This window comes from Sphingomonas sp. P2_B6 (genome assembly GCF_056404755.1).
In genome coordinates this window covers 15,755-37,867 of record NZ_JBFUDK010000005.1, presented here as the reverse complement: position 1 = coordinate 37,867, position 22,113 = coordinate 15,755, and the positions used below count along the sequence as shown (strand labels likewise).

Below are 22,113 nucleotides of genomic sequence, written 5' to 3'. Positions count from 1 at the left end.
CCTGTGTGACCGGCATATCGGCCCAGCGCGCGATCGTTCTCGCCCCGCATGGACGGGACGCGACGATCGCTGCGACCATGCTACGCGAGGCCGGGATGGAGGCGGTCACTGCGGCAGACCTTCCGGGCCTGGTGGCGGAACTGCAGGTGGGCGCCGGTTTCGCGCTCGTCACCGAAGAGGCATTGCGCGGGGCGGATCTCCATCCGCTCGACGCTTTCCTGCGGATGCAGGAAGAGTGGTCGGATTTTCCCTTCATCCTGCTCACTCAGCGGGGCGGCGGGCTCGAGCGAAATCCGGCGGCGGTGCGGCTGCTCGAAACATTGGGCAACGTCACGTTCCTGGAACGGCCATTCCATCCCACCACGCTGATCAGCCTGGCCAAATCGGCAGTCCGCGCGCGGCTGCGCCAATATGAGGCGCGGGCGCGGCTGGTGGAGATCAATGCCCGTGAAGCGCAGTTCCGTACCTTCGCCGAGGCAATGGCCAACCATGTCTGGACGTCGCCGCCCGATGGCGCGCTCGACTGGTTCAATCAGCGGACGCTCGATTATACCGGTCTCGCCCCGGCTGACCTGATCGGCGATGGCTGGACACGCACGGTCCATCACGAGGATCTGCCCGATGCCGCCGCCCTGTGGGCCTCCTCCATCGCCGCCGGCACCGACTACGAGACCGAGTTCAGAATCCGCCGTGCCGATGGCGAATATCGCTGGCACCTCGTCCGCGCGCTGCCGATCCGCGCGGAGGACGACACGATCCTGCGCTGGATTGGCACCAATACCGACATTCACGAACAGAAACTGTCCGAGGTTGAAAGCCAGCGCGACCGCGACCGGCTGTGGATGCTGTCGCAGGACCTCATGCTGGTATGCGATTTCCATGGCGTCATCACCGCGGTGAATCCGTCCGCTACCCGGTTGCTCGGCTGGAGCCAGGACGAGATGGTCGGCCGGAGCATCGTCGATTTCCTCCATGCCGACGACGTCGCCACCACGGCGAAGCAGATCGAGACGCTGTCGGCCGGCGCTCCCACGCTGGCCTTCGAGAATCGCTATGCCCGGAAGACGGGCGGCTATCGCCTGCTGGACTGGACCGCTGTGCCCGATGCCGGGCGGATCCACGCAGTCGGCCGCGACATCACCGAGGAACGCAGTCTCGCGCGAGACCGGGAGCGGATCTGGAACCTCTCGCCGGTGATCAAGCTGGTCGTGTCCACCTCCGGCGAAGTCCATGCGGTGAATCCGTCCTGGACCAAGGTGCTCGGCTGGACCGAGAAAGAGACGATCGGCCGCATGGTGACGGATTTCGTCGCGCCCGAGGATCTGCCGAAGAGCAGGGGGGCGCTGGAGGAATTCTCCGCTGGCGTGCCGATGCTCGAGGTCGAGCGAATCTATATGCACAAGGATGGTGGCCGACACCGCATCGCCTGGATCACGGTGGCCGATGGCGGCACGCTCTACAGCTTCGGCCGGGACGTAACCGCGGAACGCGAAGCGGCCGACGCGCTGGCCGAAACCGAGGCGGCGCTCCGCCAGTCGCAGAAGATGGAAGCCGTCGGCCAGCTCACCGGCGGCATCGCACATGATTTCAACAACCTGCTGCAGGGTATCACCGGCAGCCTGGAGATCGTCCAGCGCCGGCTCGATGCCGGGCGACTCGACGGGGTCGATCGTTTCATCGGCGGCGCCACCAATGCGGCGAACCGCGCGGCCGCGCTGACGCACCGGCTGCTCGCCTTTTCGCGCCGCCAGCCGCTCGATCCACGCCCGGTCGCCGCCAACCCGCTGATCGAGTCGATGGAGGATCTGATGCGCCGCACGCTCGGCGAGCAGATCGATCTCGATTTCATCCTGGCGGACGATCTGTGGCCGATCCTGTGCGATCACAACCAGCTCGAGAACGCGATCCTCAATCTCGTCATCAACGCGCGTGACGCGATGCCCGATGGCGGCCGGTTGACGATCGAGACCTCCAACGCCGATTTCGACGAGGCGTTCGCCGAGCGTCATGGCGAGCTGAACGCCGGCGAATATGTCTGCATTCGGGTGACCGACACCGGCAGCGGCATGGACGCCGATACTATCGCGCGTGCCTTTGAGCCGTTTTTCACGACCAAGCCGCTTGGCCAGGGCACCGGGCTTGGCCTGTCGATGATCTATGGTTTCGCCCGCCAGTCCGAAGGCCATGCCTCGATCGAGAGCGAACCCGGTGCCGGCACCACTTTCAGCATCTGCCTGCCGCGCTACGAGGGCGCCGTCACGGTCGACGAGCCGGTAGCCCGTTCCGCCCCGGCTGAACCGACGGGCGCCGCCGAAACGGTGCTGGTGGTGGAGGACGAACCGGTGGTGCGCGGCCTGATCGTCGAGGTCCTGACCGAGCTCGGCTATCAGGCGATCGAGGCCGGCGATGGCCCCGAGGGACTCGAAAAGCTCCGCTCGCGCGACCGCATCGATCTGCTGATCACCGATATCGGCCTGCCTGGCCTCAACGGCCGGCAGATCGCCGATGCCGGGCGGGAGCTTCGGCCGGGCCTCAAGGTTCTGTACATGACGGGCTATGCGGAAAATGCGGCGCTTGCGCCCGGCTTTCACCAGCCGGGCACCGCGATCATCACCAAGCCCTTCGCGATCGAAGCGCTCGCGGCCCGGGTACGATCGATCATCGAGGCACCGGCGGGCGCAGACGTGGAGGCCGCGCTCGATCCGGTACCCTCAGCGGCCGGATAAGGCTGGAATAGACGAAGCCGATCCGGGATCAGGCTTTGGCGCGCTTCGTCGTCGCGGCCGCGCGCGGCTTGGTGGTGCGGGCCGGCTGGCGTCGCGCTGGGCGGGCAGGGGGCGTCTCCACTTTCCGGCGGCCATAGAGCAGCGCGCCGGCGAACGCCGCGACGCCAAGCCCGATCGCGGCCCCGATCGCGATGGTATTGGTCGACAGCGCGTCGGACAGTGAAAAACGCTCTCCGAAAATATACTGCGCCTTATCGTCATCCTCCCGGTGCTCGCTGCCCATGGTGAAGAAGGCGGGCTCCTGCGTCTCGTCATGGGGCTCGGGGTGCAGCGGATAGGGCGGCACGGCTGCGTCGGGAAGCGGGCGTTGGTGCGTCATGACAAGGCCTTCTTGCGTCAGTGAATGCCCATCAACGCGTCGCGCCCGCTCCGGTTTCCCCCGGTCGCGCGGGTCACTTCGGCTGGTCGATCCACACCGTCCAGTATCTTCCCAGCGCCGCGCGCGGCCCCTTGATGGCGGCGAACGCCTGTTTGGCCGCGTCGCCCTGGCCGCTCAGCGCCAATGCCGCGCCCAGCCTGGTATTGACGACATCGGCATCGACCCCACCCTTGGCCAGCGCGACCTTGTACAGCTCGATCGCCGGGGCATAATCGGCATAGCCGAAATAGGCGTCGGCCATGGCCAGCGCGATCGTCCCGGTGCCGTTCGGTCCCTTGGCCTGCGCGGCGCCGGCGGGCAGGCTCGCCCGGTCGCTCGCGATCTTGGTCTTGACCACATCGTTGAACTCGCGCGCGGTCATGTTGGTCGCCATCACGATATCGCCGTGCGCCACGCCCTCCGCCAGCACCGCCGATGCCTCCCCCGGCAGCTTTTGATAGGTGTTCTCGACATAGGACAGATAATCGCCCTGTCCCTTCATTGCCTTTGCCGCGCGCAGCAGGCGCATCAGGTCGATGACATATTGGGTGTCGATGTCGTTGGTGTCGCGATAGCCGATCAGCGCATCGCGCCAATGCGTCGCACTGGGATAGGCCGCCACGCGCGCCCGGCCGGCCCGCTCGACGGCTGACCCCTGTTTCGCCTGATAGGCGATGCCGAACGCGCGGGAATACCATTCGTCGGGCACGGGTACGCCGCCGGGTTTCGCTTCGACCGCCCGCTCCAGCACCGTGACGGCCTCGTCCGGCTTCTTCTGCGCGATCTTCGTTTCCATCAGCAGCGCATAGACATTCGCGTCGCTGGCGCCTGCGGCGATGGCGGCGGTCAGATATTTGTCCGCCTTGGCCATGTCCTGGTTGTTATAGGCGATCTGGCCGGCCGCGAGGTTGAATGGCACGACATTGGCGGCTGGCAGGAATCCGCTCGCCAGCACTGCCTCGATCCCCTGCGCCTGGACGGCGACGTCGTTCTGCGCCTTGCCGAGATCGAGCCGCAGCGATCCGATCATGAAGCGGTCGTCATTGCTCTGGGCAAGGCCGTCGGCCTGGGCGAGCTTGGCGGACGCGGTGGCGAAATCGCCCTTCTTGATCGCTGCCTGGGCATCGGCCAGCACCGGTCGCGCTTCCTTGGAGAGCTTGGGCGCCGCGGGCGCGGGCGCCTTCTGCGCGACGGCAGCGGCCGGCGCGGCGCCGATCATGGCAAGGCAAAGAACGGATCGTAGCGCGACCTGCTTCATATCAACCTCTCCTCGGTGGAGCCGGCTGTTATCCGCCGTGCCCTGCACGGCCGCATGAATGCACTTTTTGGGCGATTCTGCCAGTGGTGCCTTCGTCCGGCCTCAGGCGATCGGGCACATCCCGCCGCGCATCAGGGCGACGCCGTTGGAGAACCAGCGGCTGGAATCCTGCATCGTCGCGGTGTCGTGGTAACAGGCCTCGCCGGTCTTCGCCGCCGGATCGAACAGAAAGGCCCAGTTCCGCCCGCTGCAATCCTGCGCGTCGCATCCAGCCGCGACGACCTTCCCGCCGCGCGCATAGATCGGCTTTTCCGGTCCCCTGGATTCGCTGAAATGCGCGCGCGTCACATTATCGTGCACGGCGTCGAGCAAGGCCTTGGCGACATCGGTGCGGTCGAAGAACAGCACGCCCCCCACCGGATCATTGGGGAACTTGCCGATATAGGCCGTCGCCGAGGTCTCGGGCGTCTGGCCGGGCATCGGCGTCGCGGCGACATCGCCCGGCGGTACGAAGCCGGCGGCATTGGCGGGCGGCTCGTCCTTGCTTGCCGCGCCGCCGCAGCTCGCGAGCAGAAACAGGGGGAGGAAGAGGGGTACGATGCGGGCGGCAGGTCGGTTGCTCATGATCGGTCAACGCCCCGGCCCGCCCGTCGGGCCCCTGAAATCGCCCGACCCGCCCGTCGGGCCCGAGAATGGATCGTCAGACCGCGCGCACGCCGCCGGCCAGCCAGCGCGCGCAGATCGGACCAAGTTCGTCCACGCTGCGCGTCTCGTAATCGATCACGTCGCGCAGGCTGAGCGTATCGCGCCAGCGGCCATTGCAGCCCCTGTTGATGAAGGTCTCCGCCCCGCCGTCCCAGAAGATGCCGCTCAGCGGCGCGGCCTTGGTCGCGTTCGCCTTCATCCATGGGAAAGTGCAATGCTCGACCATCGACGGGAAGTGCGCGGGATTGATCCGGATATCGAGAAAGTCGGCGATGCGCCGCATTTCGCCCGTCAGGTCGCGCTTCAGATCCTCGAAATGGACCAGCATGACATTGGGCTGGTCCTTGATCGCCCACCAGCCGCGCAGATTCTCCCAGAACGGCCAGAAAGGTTCGCCGTCATGGTCGAGCCAGGTGCGGAAATATTGGCGCATGTCCGGGTCGGCGCGCTGGATCGGCGGCCCGACCCGCCCGGGCGTGTCGTTGAGCGCCGCGAACCACGCGGCATTGGCCCTGGCATGGTGGTTGTGCATGCTCCAGATCACGTCGCGGCCGTCGCGCGCCACATAGAGATATTTGGCGCGCGGGCTGAACACGAGCGCGTCGACCGGCAGGTGCGTCTTGAGGAAGCGCCGATGCTGCTGTGCCTCGACTGCCTCCAGCTTCGCCTCCTTGGGCGGCACGCGCAGGTCCAGCCAGGGCGACAGGTCCGATACGCTCACCTCCGGATCGCCGGCGAAGATCAGCTGCCCGACGATCTGCTGCATCCAGGTGCTGCCGGACTTGCCATAGCTTGCGATGACCACGTCGTCGTCGCGGAACGCGAAGTCGTTCCAGGCCGTGGAATCGAAATGATGGTTGTGGAACTCGCGTGTCTTCATGGGCGCGCGAGGGGCGAGTTGCGTTGCCATGGGTGCTCCGGCTGCAAAGGAAGTCGCGTCCGGGTGCGGGAAATGGCGGGTGTCGACAATGTCGTTGCGCTCAAGAATCGACCAAGCGACCAGCGCGTATTTCGTCGCGGGAACGGCCTGGATCACCGTCCCCGCGACAGGCTCACTGCGTGTTTTCCTCGCGCTCGGCTTTCGCCGCGCCGGCGTATTTCTTCGCCGGGCTCACCAGCTCCCAGGCGGCGCCCGGCGGCGCATCGGTGGTGAAGGGCTGGCCAGGCCGGTAGAGTTCGCCGCCGGTATAGACGATGTGCGGCGCGATATAGGTGGGGGGCTGCTTCATGGTCGGTGCTCCGGTCATGGGTTGGTCTGGTTGCCCGCGGTCACCCCGGCGGTGATCTTGCCCAGCGTCGGCGCGGTGCCCACGACCGTGTATTTGAGCCGCAGATAGCGCTCGTCGGTACCGACCGGCAGCTCGTCGGGAAGCAACAGGGTCGCGCCGACCGCCAGCTGCGCCAGCGTATAGGCGGGCGAGGTCCATACCGTCTTGGGCGTGGCGAAGCCGACATTGTCGTCGGTCTCGATGCCGATGCTGAGCGAGGTCAGATTGTTGAAGCTTTCGACCACGCTCGCGCGGATCGAGACCTCCTTGCCCTTGCCGACATCGCGGGTGATGGCGGCGGCGGCGCCGAACACGGTGCCGGTCGCGCCGAGATCGATGATGTTGGTCGAGGCCGCCGTGGCGGTCACCGCCTGGGCATTCGAGAACAGGGTGCTTGCGTCGTAGATCACGGTTATTCTCCTGAATGGCGTGGTTCGTGGCTTTATCGGCATCCCTCCTCCCGTTCGGGCTGAGCCTGTCGAAGCCCTGTTCTTCTCGTCGGAAGGAAGGGCAGTCCTTCGACAAGCTCAGGACGAACGGAGGAAAGCGGTGCGCATCAGGAAACCACGCTCTCCGCATTGTTCAGCGCATCGGTCTCGCGGATCGGCATGCCGCGGTACGACAGCACTTCCTCGCCCTGCAGCTCCATCGGCTTGAGCATCAGCGCGCCGTTCGACGCATTGGTGCCGGCCGCGTCGAGCGCCTGCAGCATGTCGCGGTTCATGTAGATGACGGTGCGGCCCTGCGCCGCGACGTTCGACGCCATCTTGGCCGCGCGTCGGCCCTGCAACTTGTAGCAGGCCTGGCGCATGAGGCCGTAAAGGTCGACCGATCCGGCGGCCACGTTCGACACGTCGATGTTCGCGATGCGCGCATTGTAGCGCCAATCGCGCACCGCCACGCCGATATGCTGGCGGAACAGCTCCTCCTTCACATAATAGATATTGCCGTTGCCGTCGCTCGTGCGCTGCTCGCCCTTGTCTTCGCGCGTCACGCCGGCCTTGGTGCCCTTGGGGTGGATCAGGGTCGTATAGTCGTCGCCCCAGGTCACGAACCAGATCGAGGTATTGTCCGAACCGACACCGCCGCCATTGATGATCTGGCCGCCCGCGCCGCCGCCGCCCAGCGCCGAATAGCGCGCGGCCAGGCCCTTGAAGCGCTCCGGGGTGGTCGTGGTGTTGTGGTAGAAGAAGCCGCGCGACACCTCCTGCGCCATCGCCTCGAGATAGGCGCGGCCTTCGGACAGGCGCACGCCGCCCGGATTGTCGGAGATTTCGAGCAGCCGGGTGTCGACGGTCGACAGACCCTCGACGAAGCCGGTGGTATCGTCGACCTGCTGGGTCGTCGACTTGGACTGGGGGATGCCCTGGTAGAGCCGGCCCCAGGCCACATCGGGCAGGCCGGTGCGGATGGTGTGGCGGTGGACGGTGCCCATGTTGCAGGGCGCGGTCACCGCGTCCTCCATGATCGGGTTGAGCTGCCGCAACACCTCGACCACTTCGCCGAGCTGGCCGTCGGCGCCGCCGGCGCCCTTGTAGAGATCGATCAGGTTGAGGAATGAATTGCCGATGGTCGCCATGTCTTACCCTCCTTTGGGTGTGTCTTCGGGGTAGAGCGTCTCCGCCCTGTCTCGCTTCGAATGATGGATGCCCGACGAGCGTTCGAAGCCGTCCTCGCCGATGGCCTTGCCGACCCGCTGAAAGGCGCGGATCATCTCGGGGTGGTTGCCGAGGCCACTCTCGTCGAGCAGCGTGCGGAACGCGCTGCCCTTGCCGAAGCCGAGCGCGTCGAGCGCCTTGGCCGCGGTGCCGATCGTCGTCGACCAGTGCGGACCGCCGATCTCCGGATCGTTGCGCGCACTGTCGAGCCACGCCTTGCGCTCGGCCTGGACCTGGCCGAGCACCTGGCGCTGGTGCCGGTCGAGCAACCCTTGCGCGAACTGCCCCGCCACCGGCATCAGCTTGTTGGCCTGGTCGTTGGACAGGCCGAGGTCGCGGAACACCGGCGTCGCCAGTTCGATCGCGACGGGGTCGAGCGTCAGGCCCTCGGGCGCGGTGAGCTGATACTGGTCGGGAATGCCGGCATCGGCGTCGGGCGTTTCGCCGTCATCCTCTTCCGGAAGGGTTTCCCCGCCATCGGCAAAATCATCGCCAAGGGCGGAAGGCTCGAAATCGTCGAAGCCGTTGTCCGCCTCAGGCGGCATCGTCTCCGAGGTCTGCGTAGATGTTTCGTGGTTCAAGGACATTCTCCTTGCGCATCGAATGCGCCAGTTCGTGCAATGTTTGAATCAAGGTCGCCGCGGGGATTCCGTCGGGCAGGGCGACCGGCTGCGCGGCGTCGAAATCGCGCAGAATCTCGAGCGCGAGGCTGCGCCGGCCCTCGAGATACAGGTGCCGCCCGTCAGCGACATTCGCGGTGGTGTCGAACACCCCGGCGCGCTGCACGAGCGACAGCAGGAACCGCCGAAACGGCGCGCTTTCGAGCAGGATGAGCTTGTCGGTCTTTTCGATCATGGGGAGCGCTCGCTTTTCTCCCTCTCCCCCTGTGGGAGAGGGAAGGGTGAGGGGCAGTGAGGTTCGACACTTCTCAACCCCCAGCCGTCACCCCGGACTTGTTCCGGGGTCCATGGTGCCGCCAGAGCCTCGGGTGGTGGTGCATGCGGACCGGTGGACCCCGGAACAAATCCGGGGTGACGAGGTCTTGGCGCTACTGCCCAGGCCCAGGCCCAGCCGGCCCAGCCTGTGCGCCCATCTGCCCCAGCATCTGCATCGCCGCCGCGCCGTCCTTGGCCGGCCCGGCCATCGCGGCCATCTTCGCCATCTGCGCTTCCTGCTCGCGGCCCTGGCGCAGCGTGCCGGCGTCCTCGACCGAACGGATGATCCGGGGCGGCGCCCCGGCGCGATCGGCATAGTCGTCGACGATCGCATCGACATCGAGCCGGTCCGCCGCCTCGGGGAAGCGCCCCGCGAGATTGCCCACGAATGCCACCGTCCGCTCGATCTGGCCGAGCCCGACCATTCGCTGCATCTGGGCGAGGATCGACACGAAATCGACCTTCACTGCCTGCCCCTGGAGATGCTCGGGCGCGGGCGGCAGCAGACCCCGCCTCGACATGATGCCGAAGGTCCGGTCGATCGCCACCTCGAGCTTCTCGTTGTTGACGCGCTCGATCACCGGGCCGAGCTGAGTCAGCTTCTCCTCGTTGCGGCTGGCGATCTCCTCGACATTGCGCGGCTGGATGCCGTCCATGTTGGTGATCGCCATGAACAGGTCGGCATAGGTCAGCCGGTCGATCGCTTCGGTACAGCGCATGACGTCCTCATTGATCGCGCCGATCGCCGACGGGTTGATCGTGTAGGGCACGATCACCCCCGCCGCATCGATCGCACTGGCGGACACGATATTGCCTGCCCTGCCGGTCAGCTTGACCGTCGCCGGCACGATCTTCTCCGGGCTGATCAGGAACTCGGTCGCCTGGGTCTTGCGCCTGGTCTGGAGCTGAAGCTCGCGCATGTCGGGCAGGGCGTCGAAGCCGGGCGACGTGCCATAGGTGTCACCCCCGATCGTGTCCCAGCGCGGTGCCCAGAAGGGTTGCTCCTCATAACCGGAAACGCGCAGCACCCGGTCGGCGCGTCCGTCATTCTCGTCCCAATAGACTGATCGCCAGGGCTTGCCGCGCGCGGTCATCACGCCCGGCACCCGCTCGTCATTCGGTTCGATCGCCTGGACCACCGGAATCTGCTCGTCATACCGGCCATTGGCGTGGCAATTGCGCACGAAATCGCTGGCATGCTCCAGTCCGAAGGACTGGACGAGCTGATGCACCGACATGGAGCAGCGGCGATACAGCGTGTCCGGCACCATCGCGTCGCTCAGCGCAATCCAATACTCGCCCGCGGTCAGCGCATGGCACACCGCGCCCTCGCGGTCATGCTCGACCATCACGCAGGCATCGGTGCCGAACAGCCCCATCTCGGCATAGCCGGCCTTCACCGCGCCGTAGAAATTGGTGCCGGCGAGGAAGCCGTACATCCGCCGCTCGACCTCGCTCAGCCAGTTTTTCACCGCGCCGTCTCCGGCGAGGTCGGTGTCGAACGGCGTCAGCCGGAACCATGGCCGGGACGGCGAGGAAAGCCCGCTCGTCATACCGCCGGTCAGGGTGCGAAAGCTCAGGATCGGGTGTCCGTTGAAGATGGCGGCATTGGTTCGCCTGAAATTGCGATTGTTTTCCGAGGCGAGAAACCGCGAGCGCGAAGGCTGCGCACATCTCGCGATGTCCGCCCATTCGGCTTCATAGGGCTGCCGCGCCGCCTTCAGCGCGGAAAGGCGCCGGTTGCAGCGTTCCTTCAGGGCGGTGCGGGGCGGGGCAGGGGCCATCATCAGCCTCCCAGCACCGTCGTGGTCGACGGTCCCGATCCCTGGCCGAGCACACCTTGAAAGATCGACGCCATCATCGCGCGTCGTCGGCGGACATCATCCTCGACGCGCGGCGCGGTGGCGCCGCCATCGGGCAGTTTGAGCGCCTGGCGCTCGGGAATGGTTTGCGGCTTGGGGGGCTTGGGCGTGCACATGCAGTGCGGAATAGGGGAGGTGGGACAAGGTTTGAATCGACGCCCCGTCGTCTTCGGGCGAGCCCTCCGAGCCAGGCGCGTGCTTACGGCGCACGCGTGTCTTCCTCCCGACGCAGGGCGCCTTTGGCCCTTATGACAGGGAGCTGTGAAGCCCGGGCTGGCGCGGGTCGAGCGCGAAGCGGGCAATGTCCCTGATCGCCGAATCCTCCCTGCGGCTGTCGGTCAGGCCGCGAAAGGCCACGCTGCCGCCGGTCGGCGTCAGCTCGACCCGGCCATAGCCGCGCACCTCATTCTCGGTGAAGCCGATGCCGTTCTCGCCGGCCAGCGCCTTCAGGCTCGGGTCGTGCATCAGCGAGGTGATCGATCCACCGACGAACTCGGCCGAGATCGGCGGACCGTCGGGCTTGGCCGGATCGCGGATCTCGGCGGCGGCAAAGGCGTGGATGTCACCGCCCAGCGCCAGCGGATTACTGGTGCCCGCCTCGACCCAGCGCCGGAAGATGCGGTCGCGCGCCGCGGGAAAGCCCGACCAGGTATCGGCCGGATATTGGCGGCCGCGTTCGGGATGGTCCTCGTCGATCCGCGCCTGCTGATGCATCAGTGTCTGCTGGGCGAGGATGTTCCAGGTCGCGCGGGTGGTGCCCAGCCGGTCGTCGAGCCAGCGCTCCTGGCGGCGGCCCAGCATCGAGCGGTCCGGATTGGCCAGTTCGGGACAGGCGGTGACCAGGCTCAGATATTGCTGGTGCGCCTCTGCCAGGCCGGGCGGCTGGCAGGCGGGCAGGCCGCGATATTGTCGGTCGTCGAGGATCTGGAACTGGGCGAGACGGCCCCAGTCGAGCGTGCGATACAGCTGCATGTCCGGCCCGTGCGGGCGCGTCGCGGCGCGTAGCGGCTGGTGCTCGTAATAAGCCTGATAGGCGGCGGCGCGGCGGAGCAGGACCCTGGCGGGGTCGCTGTTGTTGGCGTCGCGCGCGTTGCCATAATCGTTGGACACCTCATGGTCGTCCCAGGTCAGCACCCAGGGCGCGGCCTGGTGCGCGGCCTGCAGCAGCGGGTCGAGCTTGTAGGTCGCGTAGCGCACGCGGTAACCGGCCAGGTCGAACGGCTCGGGATTGCGGTGGAGCCGCACCGCGTCCTTCTTGTTGGGCGCGCCTTCATAGATATAGTCGCCCAGGAACAGGATCAGGTCGGGATCCTCGTCGATCATGTGGCGATAGGCGGCATAGAACCCCGCCTCATATTTCTGGCAGGACCCGAAACAGAGGCGCAACCGGTCCACCGCCGCGCCGGGCGCAGGCGCAGTGCTGGTGCGCCCGACCGCACTCTTCTCGCCGCCGGCGATGAAGCGGTAGAAATAGCGCGAGGCCGGGCGCAGGCCGGTCACCTCGACATGCATGGCATGGCCCCAGATCGGCTCGGCGCGGGCCGTGCCGGACCGCACGATGCGGGCGAACGCTTCGTCCTCGGCGACTTCCCAGCGCACCGGCACCGCGACCGGCGGCATCCCGCCATCGCCGGCCATCGGTTCCGGGGCCAGACGCGTCCACAAGACGATACCATCGGCGGCAGGATCGCCCGAGGCGATGCCGAGCGAGAACAGTCCCTGCGGCAGGCGCTGCGCCCCGCGCGCGCCGACCGAGATCAGCGCGGCCGACCCGCCCGCCCCGGCAAGAACCGCGCGGCGGGTGAGGCTGGTGTCGTTCTTAATCATGCTCGCCCTATCGGATCCTCATGTTGCGAAGCTGTGACACTTCATGACCAGATGACCGGCGCGTCGCCGGGCGTCCAGGCTTTCAGTCGCACCATCGCCCGCTCGAACAGCGCCGAGCTGGTGTGCCGTTCCAGCCAGTCCCGCACCTGCGGGATCGCCTGCGCGTCGAACCAGACCCGGTCGACCGAGGCGAATTGCCGCACGAACGGAAAGATCGCGATATCGGCCAATGACCGCGCCTCTCGGCACAGGTTCTTGCTGTCCTCCAGCCGCTCCTCCAGCTCGTGCAGCATGCTCAGTCCGGCGCGGCGATGTCGGATCGGGTCGGCGTCGTGCCGGTCGGCATATTTGTACCGATCGAGATGATGCTTGAACGCGCCGTCGAAGAGGGCGACCAACGCGGCATCGTCACCGGTCAGCCAGCCTTCGGGATCGTGCCGCCGAAGCGCATGGCGCATGATATCGATGCTTTCGTCGATCACCTGCCCATCGGCCAGGACAAGCACCGGCACGGTTGCCTTGGGTGACGCCGCGATCATCGCCGCCGGCTTGTCCCGCAGCACGATCTCGCGAATCTGGAAAGGCGCCCCGCTCGACAGCAGCGCCATGCGCGCGCGCATCGCATAGGGGCAGCGGCGAAAGCTGTAGAGGATCACGCGTGCAGCCGGGCGAGCGCGATGCCGGCGAGATTCTGCGACCGCTTGATATGCCGGATGCGCGGCGCCGCGGGGGCAAGGCTGCGAAACGCTTCGAGATGGCCGATATGGGCGCCCCGGCACTTCGCGTCTCCATTGGCCTGATTCACCACCGCGAGCGAATCGCCGAGGAATTGCGGGTCAGCCAGGCCAAGCTCCCGCGCCAGGCGCACCGCGTGGATCAGGGCAAGCCATTCGGCCTCCATGCCCGTGCCCGGCGCGAGATCGCGCTGGATATGCGCCCTGCCGCCGATCACGACCGCGGTTTCCATGCCGCCCGGCCGGCATCCGCCGTCGAAGAAGATTTTCACACGCGATGGCATGACGGGGATTTAGCGGCGAATGGGCCGCGCGGTATAGGCGTTGGCGCGGTCGCCCTAATAAGGCGCCCGCAGCACGCCTGGTGTCTTGGGCGCGTCGGTCGGCATCGCCGTGAAGCGGCGTACCACAACCCGGTCGCGGCCCTGCTGTTTCGCGGCATATAAACCCCGGTCGGCCAGCCGGAAGAGCTGCTGAAAATCGCCCGGCGCCTGGGTTTCCGCGACGCCGATGCTTGCCGTCACGATGCGATCGCCGATCGCCCCGCCATGGTCGCATGCCGCGATCTCCAGCCGCACGCCGTCAGCGAAACAGGCGAGCGCGAACCCCTCGATCCCCGCGATCATCAGGCCGAACTCCTCGCCGCCCAGCCGGGCCACCGCGCACATCGGCCCTTCCCAGCGTTCGAGCCGCTCGGCGATGCAGCGCAGCACCCTGTCGCCCGACTCATGGCCATGGGCGTCGTTGACTGACTTGAACCGGTCGATGTCGATCAGCAGCAGGGCGACCGGCATCATATCCGCCCGCGCCTGTTCGAGCAGCGGTTCGATCGTCTCGAGGAATCCGCGCCGGTTGCGCAGGCCGGTCAATGGATCGCGCCGCGCCAGCTCGTTCGCCAGCGCTTCCGCGGCACGCGCATGGTCGCGCTCGATGCGGAAATGGGCGAACCGCCGGCTCGCGGCCAGCGACAGCCACAATGTCTGCCATGCCGCGGCGAGCAGCACGATGATCTTCGAACCGCCACCCCAGAAGGCGTCCTCGACATTCACGAACTGGATAAAGGCAAGGGTCGCCATCGGCAGCGCCCATGCCCAGGCAAAGTCGCGCGCCTCACGGCTGCCGCGCCGCCAGGCCCAGGACAGACAGGCCGTGACGAGCACCAGATCGACCAGGATGAGCACGTCCATGACGTTCCCGAACAGGTCGATCGCCGCGCTGCGGATAAGGGCAAGCGGCACGCCGAGCACACCGACGGCGACACCAAGCGCCAGCGTCGATCGTCCCGCCCAGCGCGGCAGGGCGCTATCGTCGAACGAGGTGACGACCGTCACCGTCGCCAGGGTCAACGCCAGGCAGGCGAGGAACGTGCAGATCTGCGCGGAGACCGTGCCGGCCATGCCGGGGACCGCGATCAGATGCATCTCCGACCAGATCAGTCCCCAGAGCAGCATGCACCCCGCCCAGGCGCCCTGCCAGGCGAGGAACTGCCGCCGCACGGCGAGCGCAAGCGACAGATTGTAGATCATGCCGATCAGCAACAGCGTCAGCGCCGCGCCGATCACCGCGCCCAGCGCGGCGGACTGGACGCCGCTATCGCCGCGTTTCAGCAGGCGAATGCGCAGCAGATGGTGGCTGGCGAGCTTGTCGAACCGCATCGTCACCGCGACGAGCGGCGCGTTCCGCACCGGCGCCTCGAAGGCGATCTGCCCACCCGCGCGCCAGTGCGATCCATAATCGCCGCTGCGCACCTGCTGCCATTGCGCGGCGCCGTCGGCATAGGAGAACAGGACGGCGAGCCGGTCGAAACGGGATTGATGGACCATCAAGACCATGTCGTTGCGATCGTCCGGCAGGCGGGTGAGGTCGGCGCGCAGCCACAGGCTCTCATCCTGATAGCCGGCGGGCGCCCCGTCACAGGCGAAGCGCAGCGACGACAGCCCGTCATCGGCCAGGCGTTGCGTGGAGACGGCGTGGCACAGCGGGGCGTTGAGCTTCAATGTCTCGGCGCTGGCCGGAATCGACCAGCACGCGACGACCATGGCGGCCAGCGCAAACCGCAGCCGGACCATTGCCCGATATGCTTCCCCCATCCCCATCATGGTTTACGCTATGCACCGATCCGGTGTTAAAAGTCTTACTTCTACCGTGTCTTGACGGGGAGCGGGGATAAAAAAGGCCGCCCTTTTCGGGGCGGCCTTTCCATTGTCAGCCGGTCACGGCTGGAATCAGGCGCGCGACGCCCCCGCGCTGGAGGTCATGCTCACATGATTCGCCGTGGCCGGCTTACGACAATGAGACATCAGACCACCTCCTTTCCGTTGTTGAACAGTGATTTGTATATGGGCGCGGTATATTCCGGATCAAGGTGGGCGCGCGCGAACGGCGCGGGGATTCGCTGGTTCCCGAAGGGCCCGCCGCACGTGACAGCGCCGGGCGGCTGTGAAAGGATGGTGCGGCCATGAAGCGCCAGGAGAGTCATCATGTCGATCGGCCGATGCCCGGGCGCAATGCGCCAATGATAGCCGCCGCCGTCGCGGCGGGCGCGGCGGCCCTGGTCGGCGGGCTCGCGCTGTTCTCGCGTGCCGCCATGCGCCGCATCGAGCGCGACGTGCCGCCCGACGGCCAGTTCGTCACCATCGACGGGGTGCGCCTGCATTATGCCGATCGTGGCCATGGCCCGGCCATCGTGATGATTCACGGGCTCGGCGGGCAGATGCGCAATTTCGGCTATGCCCTGGCTGACCGACTCGTCGCCGATCACCGCGTGATTCTCGTCGACCGTCCCGGCTCGGGCTATTCCGCCGCGGCGCCCTCGGCCGCCATCGCTGCCCAGGCCAGGCTGATCGCCGGACTGATCGACTCGCTCGACCTCGAATCGCCGCTGGTCGTTGGCCATTCGCTCGGCGGCGCGGTGGCGCTCGCTCTGGCGCTCGATCATCCCGACAAGGTCGGCGGCCTCGCCCTGATCGCCCCGCTGACTCAGCCACAGGACCAGGTGCCGGCGGCGTTCCGTGGTATCGCCATCGCGTCGCCCGCGCTGCGCCGCGCCGTCGCCTGGACGCTGGCGACGCCGGTGGGGCTATTATCGGGCAGCAGGGGCGCGGTGGCGGTATTCGCGCCTGAGCCGGTTCCGCCCGACTTCGCCACGCTCGGCGGCGGCCAGCTCGTGCTGCGTCCCGGCGCCTTCCACGCCGCCTCGACCGATCTCGCCGCCGCGCGCGCCGACATGGCGGCGCTGGCCGCGCGCTATGGCGATCTCGCCGTGCCGGTCGCGATTCTGTTTGGCAGGGACGACCGGATTCTCGACCCGGCGATCCACGGCGCCCGGATCGCGGCCGATGTTCCCCGAGTCGCGCTGACGATGATCGATGGCGGCCACATGATCCCGATCACCGCCGCGGAGGCCGTCGCGCTGTGGATCCGCGAGCGCGTCGGGTCGCGTTTGAGCCCGGCGTCGAGGATTCGTTAATCTCTTGCGGGTAGACTGCACGCTATGAAGTTCGTGCTCGCCGCCATTTTCATGCTCGTAATGGGCGATCTCGCGTTTGCGCATGGCGCCAACACGACCGCGGTGACGCAGGCTGCGCTCCGCTTCTTCCATTCCGCCGGGGAAGAAGGCCGCGCGTCGATCTTCTCGCGCTAACGGCCCTCTCCCTTGAGCGTTATTGCGGCGTAGCGGCCACTGCCTGGCCGAGCTGCTGCCCCACCAGGGTGATCTCGACACGGCGGTTCTGCTGGCGGCCCGGCGCCGTCTTGTTGTCGGCGACGGGCTCGCTTTCACCGTGCCCGACCGCTTCGATCCGTGCACCATCGACGCCCATGCCGCTCAGCGCGGTGCGCACCGCTGCGGCACGCGCCTGGGACAGCTGCTGGTTGGACGCGTCCGACCCTTGCGCATCGGTATGCCCGTCGATGCGGATCTTCACCGCGGTGTTGGTCTGCAGATATTGGGCAAGCGGCCGCAGCCGTGCTTCGGCGCCGGGTTTCAGCTCGGCCTTGCCCGTCTCGAACACCACGTCCTGCAGTACCAGCGTCGCGCCCAAAGCGGTCTGCTTCAGCTGAAGATCCGCCAGCTGCTTGCGTGCGGCCTCGGCATCGGCCTGCGCCTTGGCCGCATCCGCCTGAGCCACGGCGGCATCCTGCTGCGCGCGGGCGGCATCGGCCCGCGCCTGCTCCGCCTGGGACTGGCTCTCGGCCAGCCGCTGCTGGTTCGCGACGGCGGCATTGGCCGCGCGGTCCTTGGCGATCGCGGTCTGCGCATTGGCGCGCGCGGCGGCGATCAGCGCATCGATCCGCACGATCGAGGCGCGCGCCCGCTCCGCCTTGTCCTTGTCGAGATCGTCGGCCAGTGCGGGCAGCGATGCCGTCGCCTCGTCAAGCTGGGCCGCGCCGTACCGGGCGACGAGCGGGTCGGCGCGCGCCGCCTCGATCTTGGCGCGGTACTGGTCGACCACGATGCGGTCGGTCTTGTCGGCAAAGGCCGGGGTGGCCACGGCCATCGCGGCACCGGCCATCAGCGTCATCATTAGGGTACGCATCACTCTGTCTCCTGAATCGGGATAAGCCTGAAAGCCCGCAAACGCTTATTGCGGTACGGGCGCCGGCGGCACGGGGGCCAGCGCGGTTTCCTGCGCATGCGCTTCGTTCTGCGCGGCCTGTTTCTGCTGAGTCGCGGCAGCCAGATCGGCCAGCGCGCTCGCCTCGGTCGCCGCCGCGATGGTCTTGTCTTCCTTGCTCAGGCTCCATTGCAGCCGGGCCTCGGCCAATGCTGCGCTCGCCCGTGCCTGGATGTCGGCCGCGCGGCCGTCCATCGGGGTCTTGTCGTTCATGCTGATCTTGGCCTCGGCGGCGGCGATCGTGGTTCGGGCGGTATCGCGCTTGCTGGCCAGCGCCGGCGAGGCCGACATCATGGCCGTCACGGCAAGCGCCGCGCCGATGATCTTCGCGTTCATGGCAACACTCCGTTTGTCGCCCCCGCGCTTCAGGCCGTCATAATAGTCGAGGCGGGCGGATGGTTCCGTTTGGAGGGCGGTCAGATCGGGATTGGTCGGTCGTGCAGGCGTCCTCTCCCGGGCCGGACGGGCGCGGCCCACCGCTAAGCACTTGCCCTGGCGCACTCCGATCCGCCAAGGGCAGCGCATGACGTTTCAGGTAGATATGGGCACGGACGGCTCGGGCAAATCGGTCCATGTCGATCTGGAGGAGCTGCTCGCCACGCGTCTGCTCGTCCAGGGCAATTCCGGCTCGGGCAAATCCTATCTGCTCCGCCGGCTGATGGAGCGCAGCGCCGGCCAGGTGCAGCAGATCGTGATCGATCCGGAAGGCGATTTCGTCACCCTCGCGCCGTACGGTCATGTGGCGATCGAGGCCGTCGATTATGCGGTGGGCGAGATCACCCGCTTCGCGGCGCGCTGCCGCGAGCATCGCACCTCCGTGGTGCTCAGTCTCGAGGGGCTCGAGATGGAAGGGCAGATGCGCTGCGCCGCCGCCTTTCTGAACGGCCTGTTCGATGCCCCGCGCGAACATTGGTACCCGGCATTGGTCGTGGTCGACGAAGCGCAGATCTTCGCCCCCGCCGCCGGCGCCGAGGTGAGCGAGGAAGTCCGCCGCGCCTCGCTGTCCGCCATGGCCAATTTGATGTCGCGCGGGCGCAAGCGCGGGCTGGCCGGCATCATCGCCACACAGCGCCTCGCCAAGCTCAGCAAGAATGTCGCGGCCGAGGCGAGCAATTTCCTGATGGGCCGCACCTTTCTCGACATCGACATGGCGCGCGCGGCCGACCTGCTCGGCATGGAGCGCCGCCAGGCCGAATCGATCCGCGATCTCTCGCGCGGCACGTTCCTCGGCCTCGGCCCCGCGATTTCGCGCCGGCCGGTGATGGTGAAGATCGGCGCGGTGGAAACCAGCGCGCGCAGCTCCAGCCCGGTGCTGACGCCGCTGCCCCAGGCTCCGTCCGACGACATGATGACCTTCCTGCGCGACGGCATCGAGGAGCCGGCGAGCACCTTGTTCCCGTTGCTCCCGCCTGGCGTCTCGCCCGCGCCGCGTACGCCGCCCGCCGCCCAGCTGCTGCAGGATCTCGCCGCCACGCCGCCGCGCGAGCATGACAGCGCGCCGGAGCAATCGCCCGAGGAGCTGGAGGAGGTCACTGTCCAGGTGCTCCGCGCGATCATGGACGATCCCGAGGCGACGCTCCGCAGTGCCGCGGTGCTGTTCCAGGATTTCCAGGTCCGCTGCCGCATGGCCGGGGTGAAGCGCAGCCCGCTCGACCCGTCCGCCTTCGCCCGCCGCCTCGCCGCGGCGCGCGCGGGCATCTTCGACCGGCTCGACGGAGAATGGCAGCAGGCGCTGGAGCAGGCGGGCGACCTGCCCGACGACATGCTCGGCGCCTTCCTGCTCGTCGCCCGCGCCGCGCGCGAGGGCGAACCCTGCCCCAGCGACGAGGAGGTCGCGCGCACCTATGGCACCAGCTCGCTCGGCCGCGCGCGGCGGGTGATGAGCTATATCGAGGGCCGCAACATCTTCGTGACCCGGGTCGACCTGTCGGGGAAACGGTCGATCACTATCCCGGGGTTGGGCTGGACGACCGCCGCGACGGAGACCAGCGGAGCCTGACGCCCGGTCAGAACGGGAAACCGTTGAACGCGTCCAACGCCCCGGTTCCGGTCAGCCGCTTGCACAAGATCTCGAGCGGCCACAGCGCGAGGGCGATCCCGACACCTGACAGCAGGAATCCGATCAGGAACGGGGCAGCCGCCGGGTCTTCCCAGCTCGATCCGGCGATATCGATGCTCGCCGTCATGACGCCGATGAAGATGAGCAGCACCAGCACAACCTCGACGATGAGGAAAAGCAGCAGGAGAAGGTTTTTCACGAAGCCGCGAGGCGGCGATCGGTGACGCATGCGCTCCGCCTCGCGCCACTGCGCCGCCCGCTCCCGCTGCGCCGGTGTCAGGACGCGCTCGAACCGCCATTTCATGACGGCGACCGTGACACCGGCCACGATCGCGACGATCGAGAAGACGACGGCCGAACTCGGCGTTGCCGCCGTCTGCGTCGAGGCGGTCACGATCACCGCGAAGACGCCGAGAAGGATTGTCCCGTAACCCGGCCAGCGCGCGACATCCACGTCGCCGGGTGGACCGACCGGGCGGCGATTGACCAGCGCGCGCGCCGGCGCGCGGGTGGACCAGACATGGGATCGATACAGGGCCAGGCCAATGGCGGACACGATGATCGCCCCGATCCCCGCGCGAATCCAGGCGGCCCCCTCCGGGTCGAACCGTGCCGCGAGCAGCACCGCCGCCAGAATGCCGAGCGCCATGGCGACGAGGTGCAGCAACAGGGAGTGCCGGGCTGCGCGAACGAACGTGTCGCGCTCGGCGACCGTTACCGGGATCGGCGCGCCCCACCCGTCACGGCGATAATGATAGTCCTTTCCGGTCCAGTCGAACTGCGGGGCGACCCCGGCAAAGCGGTCGATCGGCCCGATCCCGGCCGGGCGAAGCGGTGCGGTGCGCGTCATGGCTCAACCTCTCTAGCTGTCGGGGGCAGTGCCCCGTTCCAACAATGCCGCCGCGATGCTCTCCCGCACGCGGGCGAGCGCGACGGCCTCCACATCCGTCTGTCCCATCGCCGCCCAGGATCCGGTGATCGCGAAGCTGCAATGGCCATGCACCGTGGCGACGAGCGACCGTGCCAGCGTGCCGATCGCTTCGTCGGGCGCACGGCCCAGCGCGGCGGCGACCTCGGCCACGACGATCCTCATCAGCCGGCCGCGCGTCTCGTGCTGCGCGGGGGTGATGGTCTCGGCGGCGGGCCGATGGTCGTAGATCGCGGCCCAGCGGCGGGGATTGTCGCGGGCGAAGCGGAAATAGGCCTCGACCAGCGCGGCGATCCGGTCGTCCTGCGCCCGCGCCTCGGCCAGGCTGGCCTCGAGCGTATCGGCCCATTCGGCGAAGGTGCGCGTGCTGATCGCGGTGACCAGCCCATCGACATTGCCGAATACATTGTGGATCGTGCCGATCGAATAGCCGATGCGCTTCGCCACCTCGCGCGCGGAGAAATCGGCGTACCCGACCTCCGCCATCAGCATCTCCCCGGCGCCGAGGATCAGTTCGTACAATTCTTCCCGGCTGTGATCGAAGCGTCGGCCCAAGGTCGGTTTCCCCCTTTGTCGATGGGCGGCAACGCCCGCCGGCGCGTGGCCGGCGGACGTCCCGCGTGGTGATGGTGGATCAGCCGGTGCGCCGGAACAACCGGCCACGGCGCGGCGTGGCGTCGCTCGACGGGCTCAGCGCCTGCAACTGGGTGACGATCCCGCCGCCCGCGCGCGTCATGGTGAACAGCGGCGCGCCCAGGGCATAGCCGCCGCCACCCATATTGTCGGGGCCGAACTTGTAGAATTTGATGATCACGGAATTGCCCTGCGGCGTCGCGGTGCACTGCATCTGCCGGTTGGTCTGATATCCCTCGCCGCGCAGCAGGCAACTGGTCGATCCATTGCCCGGCCCGAGCGCCAGCGTATAGGTCACGAAGATGGCGACGCTGTCCGTCGGCGACGATCCCCCGACCCGACCGAGCGGTTCCTCCCACACATAGCGGCCATACCATTCGGGCAGCGGCTTGGCCGCGGCGGCGGTCGGGGCCAGGGCGGCCAGGGCCAGGCCCAGCGCGACGGTGCTCTTGATCCTGTTCAACATGATTAGTCTCCCGTTTTCAG

At 67.6% G+C, this 22,113-nt stretch carries 24 protein-coding genes; 4 read left to right on the top strand and 20 right to left on the bottom strand.

The window, feature by feature from the left end; translation table 11 throughout:
- Window positions 1-5: 5 nt before the first annotated feature.
- On the top strand, window positions 6-2,726 hold the full coding sequence (locus AC1DX5_RS09050) for a PAS domain S-box protein (RefSeq protein ID WP_478014957.1): 2,721 nt from the start codon (window positions 6-8) through the stop codon (window positions 2,724-2,726).
- A gap of 28 nt (window positions 2,727-2,754) precedes the next feature.
- Here the strand turns inward: AC1DX5_RS09050 and AC1DX5_RS09045 are convergent, their stop codons facing one another.
- The 15 genes from AC1DX5_RS09045 to AC1DX5_RS08975 all read right to left on the bottom strand — a co-directional run bounded on the left by AC1DX5_RS09045 (window position 2,755) and on the right by AC1DX5_RS08975 (window position 15,460).
- Complete coding sequence (locus tag AC1DX5_RS09045) at window positions 2,755-3,105, bottom strand: hypothetical protein (RefSeq protein ID WP_478014955.1); 351 nt, start codon at window positions 3,103-3,105, stop codon at window positions 2,755-2,757.
- Window positions 3,106-3,178: 73 nt separating this feature from the next.
- Complete coding sequence (locus AC1DX5_RS09040; protein WP_478014953.1) at window positions 3,179-4,402, bottom strand: hypothetical protein; 1,224 nt, start codon at window positions 4,400-4,402, stop codon at window positions 3,179-3,181.
- Window positions 4,403-4,504: 102 nt separating this feature from the next.
- The gene (locus AC1DX5_RS09035) at window positions 4,505-5,026 is read right to left on the bottom strand and encodes a hypothetical protein (protein WP_478014951.1); all 522 of its coding nucleotides are present in this window, start codon (window positions 5,024-5,026) and stop codon (window positions 4,505-4,507) included.
- 76 nt (window positions 5,027-5,102) lie between these two features.
- Window positions 5,103-5,987 (bottom strand): sulfotransferase domain-containing protein, encoded by an 885-nt coding sequence (locus AC1DX5_RS09030; protein WP_465170561.1) that lies wholly within the window; start codon window positions 5,985-5,987, stop codon window positions 5,103-5,105.
- 172 nt (window positions 5,988-6,159) lie between these two features.
- A complete protein-coding gene (locus AC1DX5_RS09025; protein ID WP_465174755.1) occupies window positions 6,160-6,336 on the bottom strand; it encodes a hypothetical protein in 177 nt (58 codons plus the stop codon).
- Between the two features lie 14 nt (window positions 6,337-6,350).
- Window positions 6,351-6,785, bottom strand: a complete 435-nt coding sequence (locus tag AC1DX5_RS09020; protein ID WP_465170559.1) for a Bbp16 family capsid cement protein — start codon at window positions 6,783-6,785, stop codon at window positions 6,351-6,353.
- 146 nt (window positions 6,786-6,931) lie between these two features.
- Entirely contained in the window at window positions 6,932-7,954 is a 1,023-nt protein-coding gene (locus AC1DX5_RS09015; RefSeq protein ID WP_465170558.1) for a major capsid protein, read from the bottom strand.
- A gap of 3 nt (window positions 7,955-7,957) precedes the next feature.
- Window positions 7,958-8,614: a hypothetical protein gene (locus tag AC1DX5_RS09010; protein WP_478014949.1), complete on the bottom strand. Its 657-nt coding sequence runs from the start codon at window positions 8,612-8,614 to the stop codon at window positions 7,958-7,960.
- Window positions 8,568-8,888, bottom strand: a complete 321-nt coding sequence (locus AC1DX5_RS09005) for a Bbp19 family protein (protein ID WP_478014947.1) — start codon at window positions 8,886-8,888, stop codon at window positions 8,568-8,570. The genes AC1DX5_RS09010 and AC1DX5_RS09005 overlap by 47 nt, the downstream gene beginning before the upstream one ends.
- A gap of 193 nt (window positions 8,889-9,081) precedes the next feature.
- Window positions 9,082-10,755 carry a portal protein gene (locus AC1DX5_RS09000; RefSeq protein ID WP_478014945.1) on the bottom strand — a complete coding sequence of 558 codons (1,674 nt, stop codon included), beginning with the start codon at window positions 10,753-10,755 and terminating at the stop codon, window positions 9,082-9,084.
- Entirely contained in the window at window positions 10,755-10,946 is a 192-nt protein-coding gene (locus tag AC1DX5_RS08995) for a hypothetical protein (protein ID WP_478014943.1), read from the bottom strand. Before AC1DX5_RS08995 ends, AC1DX5_RS09000 begins: the two co-directional genes overlap by 1 nt.
- A 130-nt stretch (window positions 10,947-11,076) precedes the next feature.
- Window positions 11,077-12,657 carry an alkaline phosphatase D family protein gene (locus AC1DX5_RS08990; RefSeq protein WP_478014941.1) on the bottom strand — a complete coding sequence of 527 codons (1,581 nt, stop codon included), beginning with the start codon at window positions 12,655-12,657 and terminating at the stop codon, window positions 11,077-11,079.
- Between the two features lie 41 nt (window positions 12,658-12,698).
- The gene (locus tag AC1DX5_RS08985; protein ID WP_478014940.1) at window positions 12,699-13,313 is read right to left on the bottom strand and encodes a glutathione S-transferase; all 615 of its coding nucleotides are present in this window, start codon (window positions 13,311-13,313) and stop codon (window positions 12,699-12,701) included.
- On the bottom strand, window positions 13,310-13,663 hold the full coding sequence (locus tag AC1DX5_RS08980) for a reverse transcriptase-like protein (protein ID WP_478014938.1): 354 nt from the start codon (window positions 13,661-13,663) through the stop codon (window positions 13,310-13,312). The genes AC1DX5_RS08985 and AC1DX5_RS08980 overlap by 4 nt, the downstream gene beginning before the upstream one ends.
- A gap of 66 nt (window positions 13,664-13,729) precedes the next feature.
- Entirely contained in the window at window positions 13,730-15,460 is a 1,731-nt protein-coding gene (locus AC1DX5_RS08975) for a GGDEF domain-containing protein (RefSeq protein WP_478014936.1), read from the bottom strand.
- Between the two features lie 389 nt (window positions 15,461-15,849).
- Here AC1DX5_RS08975 and AC1DX5_RS08970 point away from each other — a divergent pair, with 389 nt between their 5' ends.
- Window positions 15,850-16,860 carry an alpha/beta fold hydrolase gene (locus tag AC1DX5_RS08970; RefSeq protein ID WP_465181602.1) on the top strand — a complete coding sequence of 337 codons (1,011 nt, stop codon included), beginning with the start codon at window positions 15,850-15,852 and terminating at the stop codon, window positions 16,858-16,860.
- A gap of 24 nt (window positions 16,861-16,884) precedes the next feature.
- On the top strand, window positions 16,885-17,034 hold the full coding sequence (locus tag AC1DX5_RS08965) for a hypothetical protein (protein WP_465170548.1): 150 nt from the start codon (window positions 16,885-16,887) through the stop codon (window positions 17,032-17,034).
- A gap of 19 nt (window positions 17,035-17,053) precedes the next feature.
- On the opposite strand, the gene AC1DX5_RS08960 is transcribed toward AC1DX5_RS08965, so the two are convergent.
- A complete protein-coding gene (locus AC1DX5_RS08960) occupies window positions 17,054-17,929 on the bottom strand; it encodes an OmpA family protein (protein WP_465170547.1) in 876 nt (291 codons plus the stop codon).
- A gap of 45 nt (window positions 17,930-17,974) precedes the next feature.
- Window positions 17,975-18,343: a hypothetical protein gene (locus AC1DX5_RS08955; protein ID WP_478014934.1), complete on the bottom strand. Its 369-nt coding sequence runs from the start codon at window positions 18,341-18,343 to the stop codon at window positions 17,975-17,977.
- 187 nt (window positions 18,344-18,530) lie between these two features.
- Between AC1DX5_RS08955 and AC1DX5_RS08950 the strand changes: the two genes are divergently transcribed.
- On the top strand, window positions 18,531-20,006 hold the full coding sequence (locus AC1DX5_RS08950) for an ATP-binding protein (protein WP_478014932.1): 1,476 nt from the start codon (window positions 18,531-18,533) through the stop codon (window positions 20,004-20,006).
- Window positions 20,007-20,013: 7 nt separating this feature from the next.
- Here AC1DX5_RS08950 and AC1DX5_RS08945 read toward each other — a convergent pair whose 3' ends face one another.
- From AC1DX5_RS08945 to AC1DX5_RS08935, 3 genes are all read right to left on the bottom strand, one after another.
- Window positions 20,014-20,916 carry a hypothetical protein gene (locus AC1DX5_RS08945; RefSeq protein WP_478014930.1) on the bottom strand — a complete coding sequence of 301 codons (903 nt, stop codon included), beginning with the start codon at window positions 20,914-20,916 and terminating at the stop codon, window positions 20,014-20,016.
- A 12-nt stretch (window positions 20,917-20,928) separates the two neighbouring features.
- A complete protein-coding gene (locus tag AC1DX5_RS08940) occupies window positions 20,929-21,549 on the bottom strand; it encodes a TetR/AcrR family transcriptional regulator (RefSeq protein ID WP_478014928.1) in 621 nt (206 codons plus the stop codon).
- A gap of 79 nt (window positions 21,550-21,628) precedes the next feature.
- A complete protein-coding gene (locus AC1DX5_RS08935; RefSeq protein ID WP_478014926.1) occupies window positions 21,629-22,093 on the bottom strand; it encodes a DUF5991 domain-containing protein in 465 nt (154 codons plus the stop codon).
- Window positions 22,094-22,113 lie beyond the last annotated feature (20 nt).

Bases quoted from the DNA above. Each gene is read 5' to 3' on its own strand.
- AC1DX5_RS09045 (WP_478014955.1), bottom strand. From the start codon at position 3,105: ATGACGCACCAACGCCCGCTTCCCGACGCAGCCGTGCCGCCCTATCCG.
- AC1DX5_RS09040 (WP_478014953.1), bottom strand. From the start codon at position 4,402: ATGAAGCAGGTCGCGCTACGATCCGTTCTTTGCCTTGCCATGATCGGC.
- AC1DX5_RS09035 (WP_478014951.1), bottom strand. From the start codon at position 5,026: ATGAGCAACCGACCTGCCGCCCGCATCGTACCCCTCTTCCTCCCCCTG.
- AC1DX5_RS09030 (WP_465170561.1), bottom strand. From the start codon at position 5,987: ATGAAGACACGCGAGTTCCACAACCATCATTTCGATTCCACGGCCTGG.
- AC1DX5_RS09025 (WP_465174755.1), bottom strand. From the start codon at position 6,336: ATGAAGCAGCCCCCCACCTATATCGCGCCGCACATCGTCTATACCGGC.
- AC1DX5_RS09015 (WP_465170558.1), bottom strand. From the start codon at position 7,954: ATGGCGACCATCGGCAATTCATTCCTCAACCTGATCGATCTCTACAAG.
- AC1DX5_RS09005 (WP_478014947.1), bottom strand. From the start codon at position 8,888: ATGATCGAAAAGACCGACAAGCTCATCCTGCTCGAAAGCGCGCCGTTT.
- AC1DX5_RS09000 (WP_478014945.1), bottom strand. From the start codon at position 10,755: ATGATGGCCCCTGCCCCGCCCCGCACCGCCCTGAAGGAACGCTGCAAC.
- AC1DX5_RS08995 (WP_478014943.1), bottom strand. From the start codon at position 10,946: ATGTGCACGCCCAAGCCCCCCAAGCCGCAAACCATTCCCGAGCGCCAG.
- AC1DX5_RS08990 (WP_478014941.1), bottom strand. From the start codon at position 12,657: ATGATTAAGAACGACACCAGCCTCACCCGCCGCGCGGTTCTTGCCGGG.
- AC1DX5_RS08975 (WP_478014936.1), bottom strand. From the start codon at position 15,460: ATGGTCCGGCTGCGGTTTGCGCTGGCCGCCATGGTCGTCGCGTGCTGG.
- AC1DX5_RS08970 (WP_465181602.1), top strand. From the start codon at position 15,850: ATGAAGCGCCAGGAGAGTCATCATGTCGATCGGCCGATGCCCGGGCGC.
- AC1DX5_RS08965 (WP_465170548.1), top strand. From the start codon at position 16,885: ATGAAGTTCGTGCTCGCCGCCATTTTCATGCTCGTAATGGGCGATCTC.
- AC1DX5_RS08960 (WP_465170547.1), bottom strand. From the start codon at position 17,929: ATGCGTACCCTAATGATGACGCTGATGGCCGGTGCCGCGATGGCCGTG.
- AC1DX5_RS08955 (WP_478014934.1), bottom strand. From the start codon at position 18,343: ATGAACGCGAAGATCATCGGCGCGGCGCTTGCCGTGACGGCCATGATG.
- AC1DX5_RS08950 (WP_478014932.1), top strand. From the start codon at position 18,531: ATGACGTTTCAGGTAGATATGGGCACGGACGGCTCGGGCAAATCGGTC.
- AC1DX5_RS08945 (WP_478014930.1), bottom strand. From the start codon at position 20,916: ATGACGCGCACCGCACCGCTTCGCCCGGCCGGGATCGGGCCGATCGAC.
- AC1DX5_RS08935 (WP_478014926.1), bottom strand. From the start codon at position 22,093: ATGTTGAACAGGATCAAGAGCACCGTCGCGCTGGGCCTGGCCCTGGCC.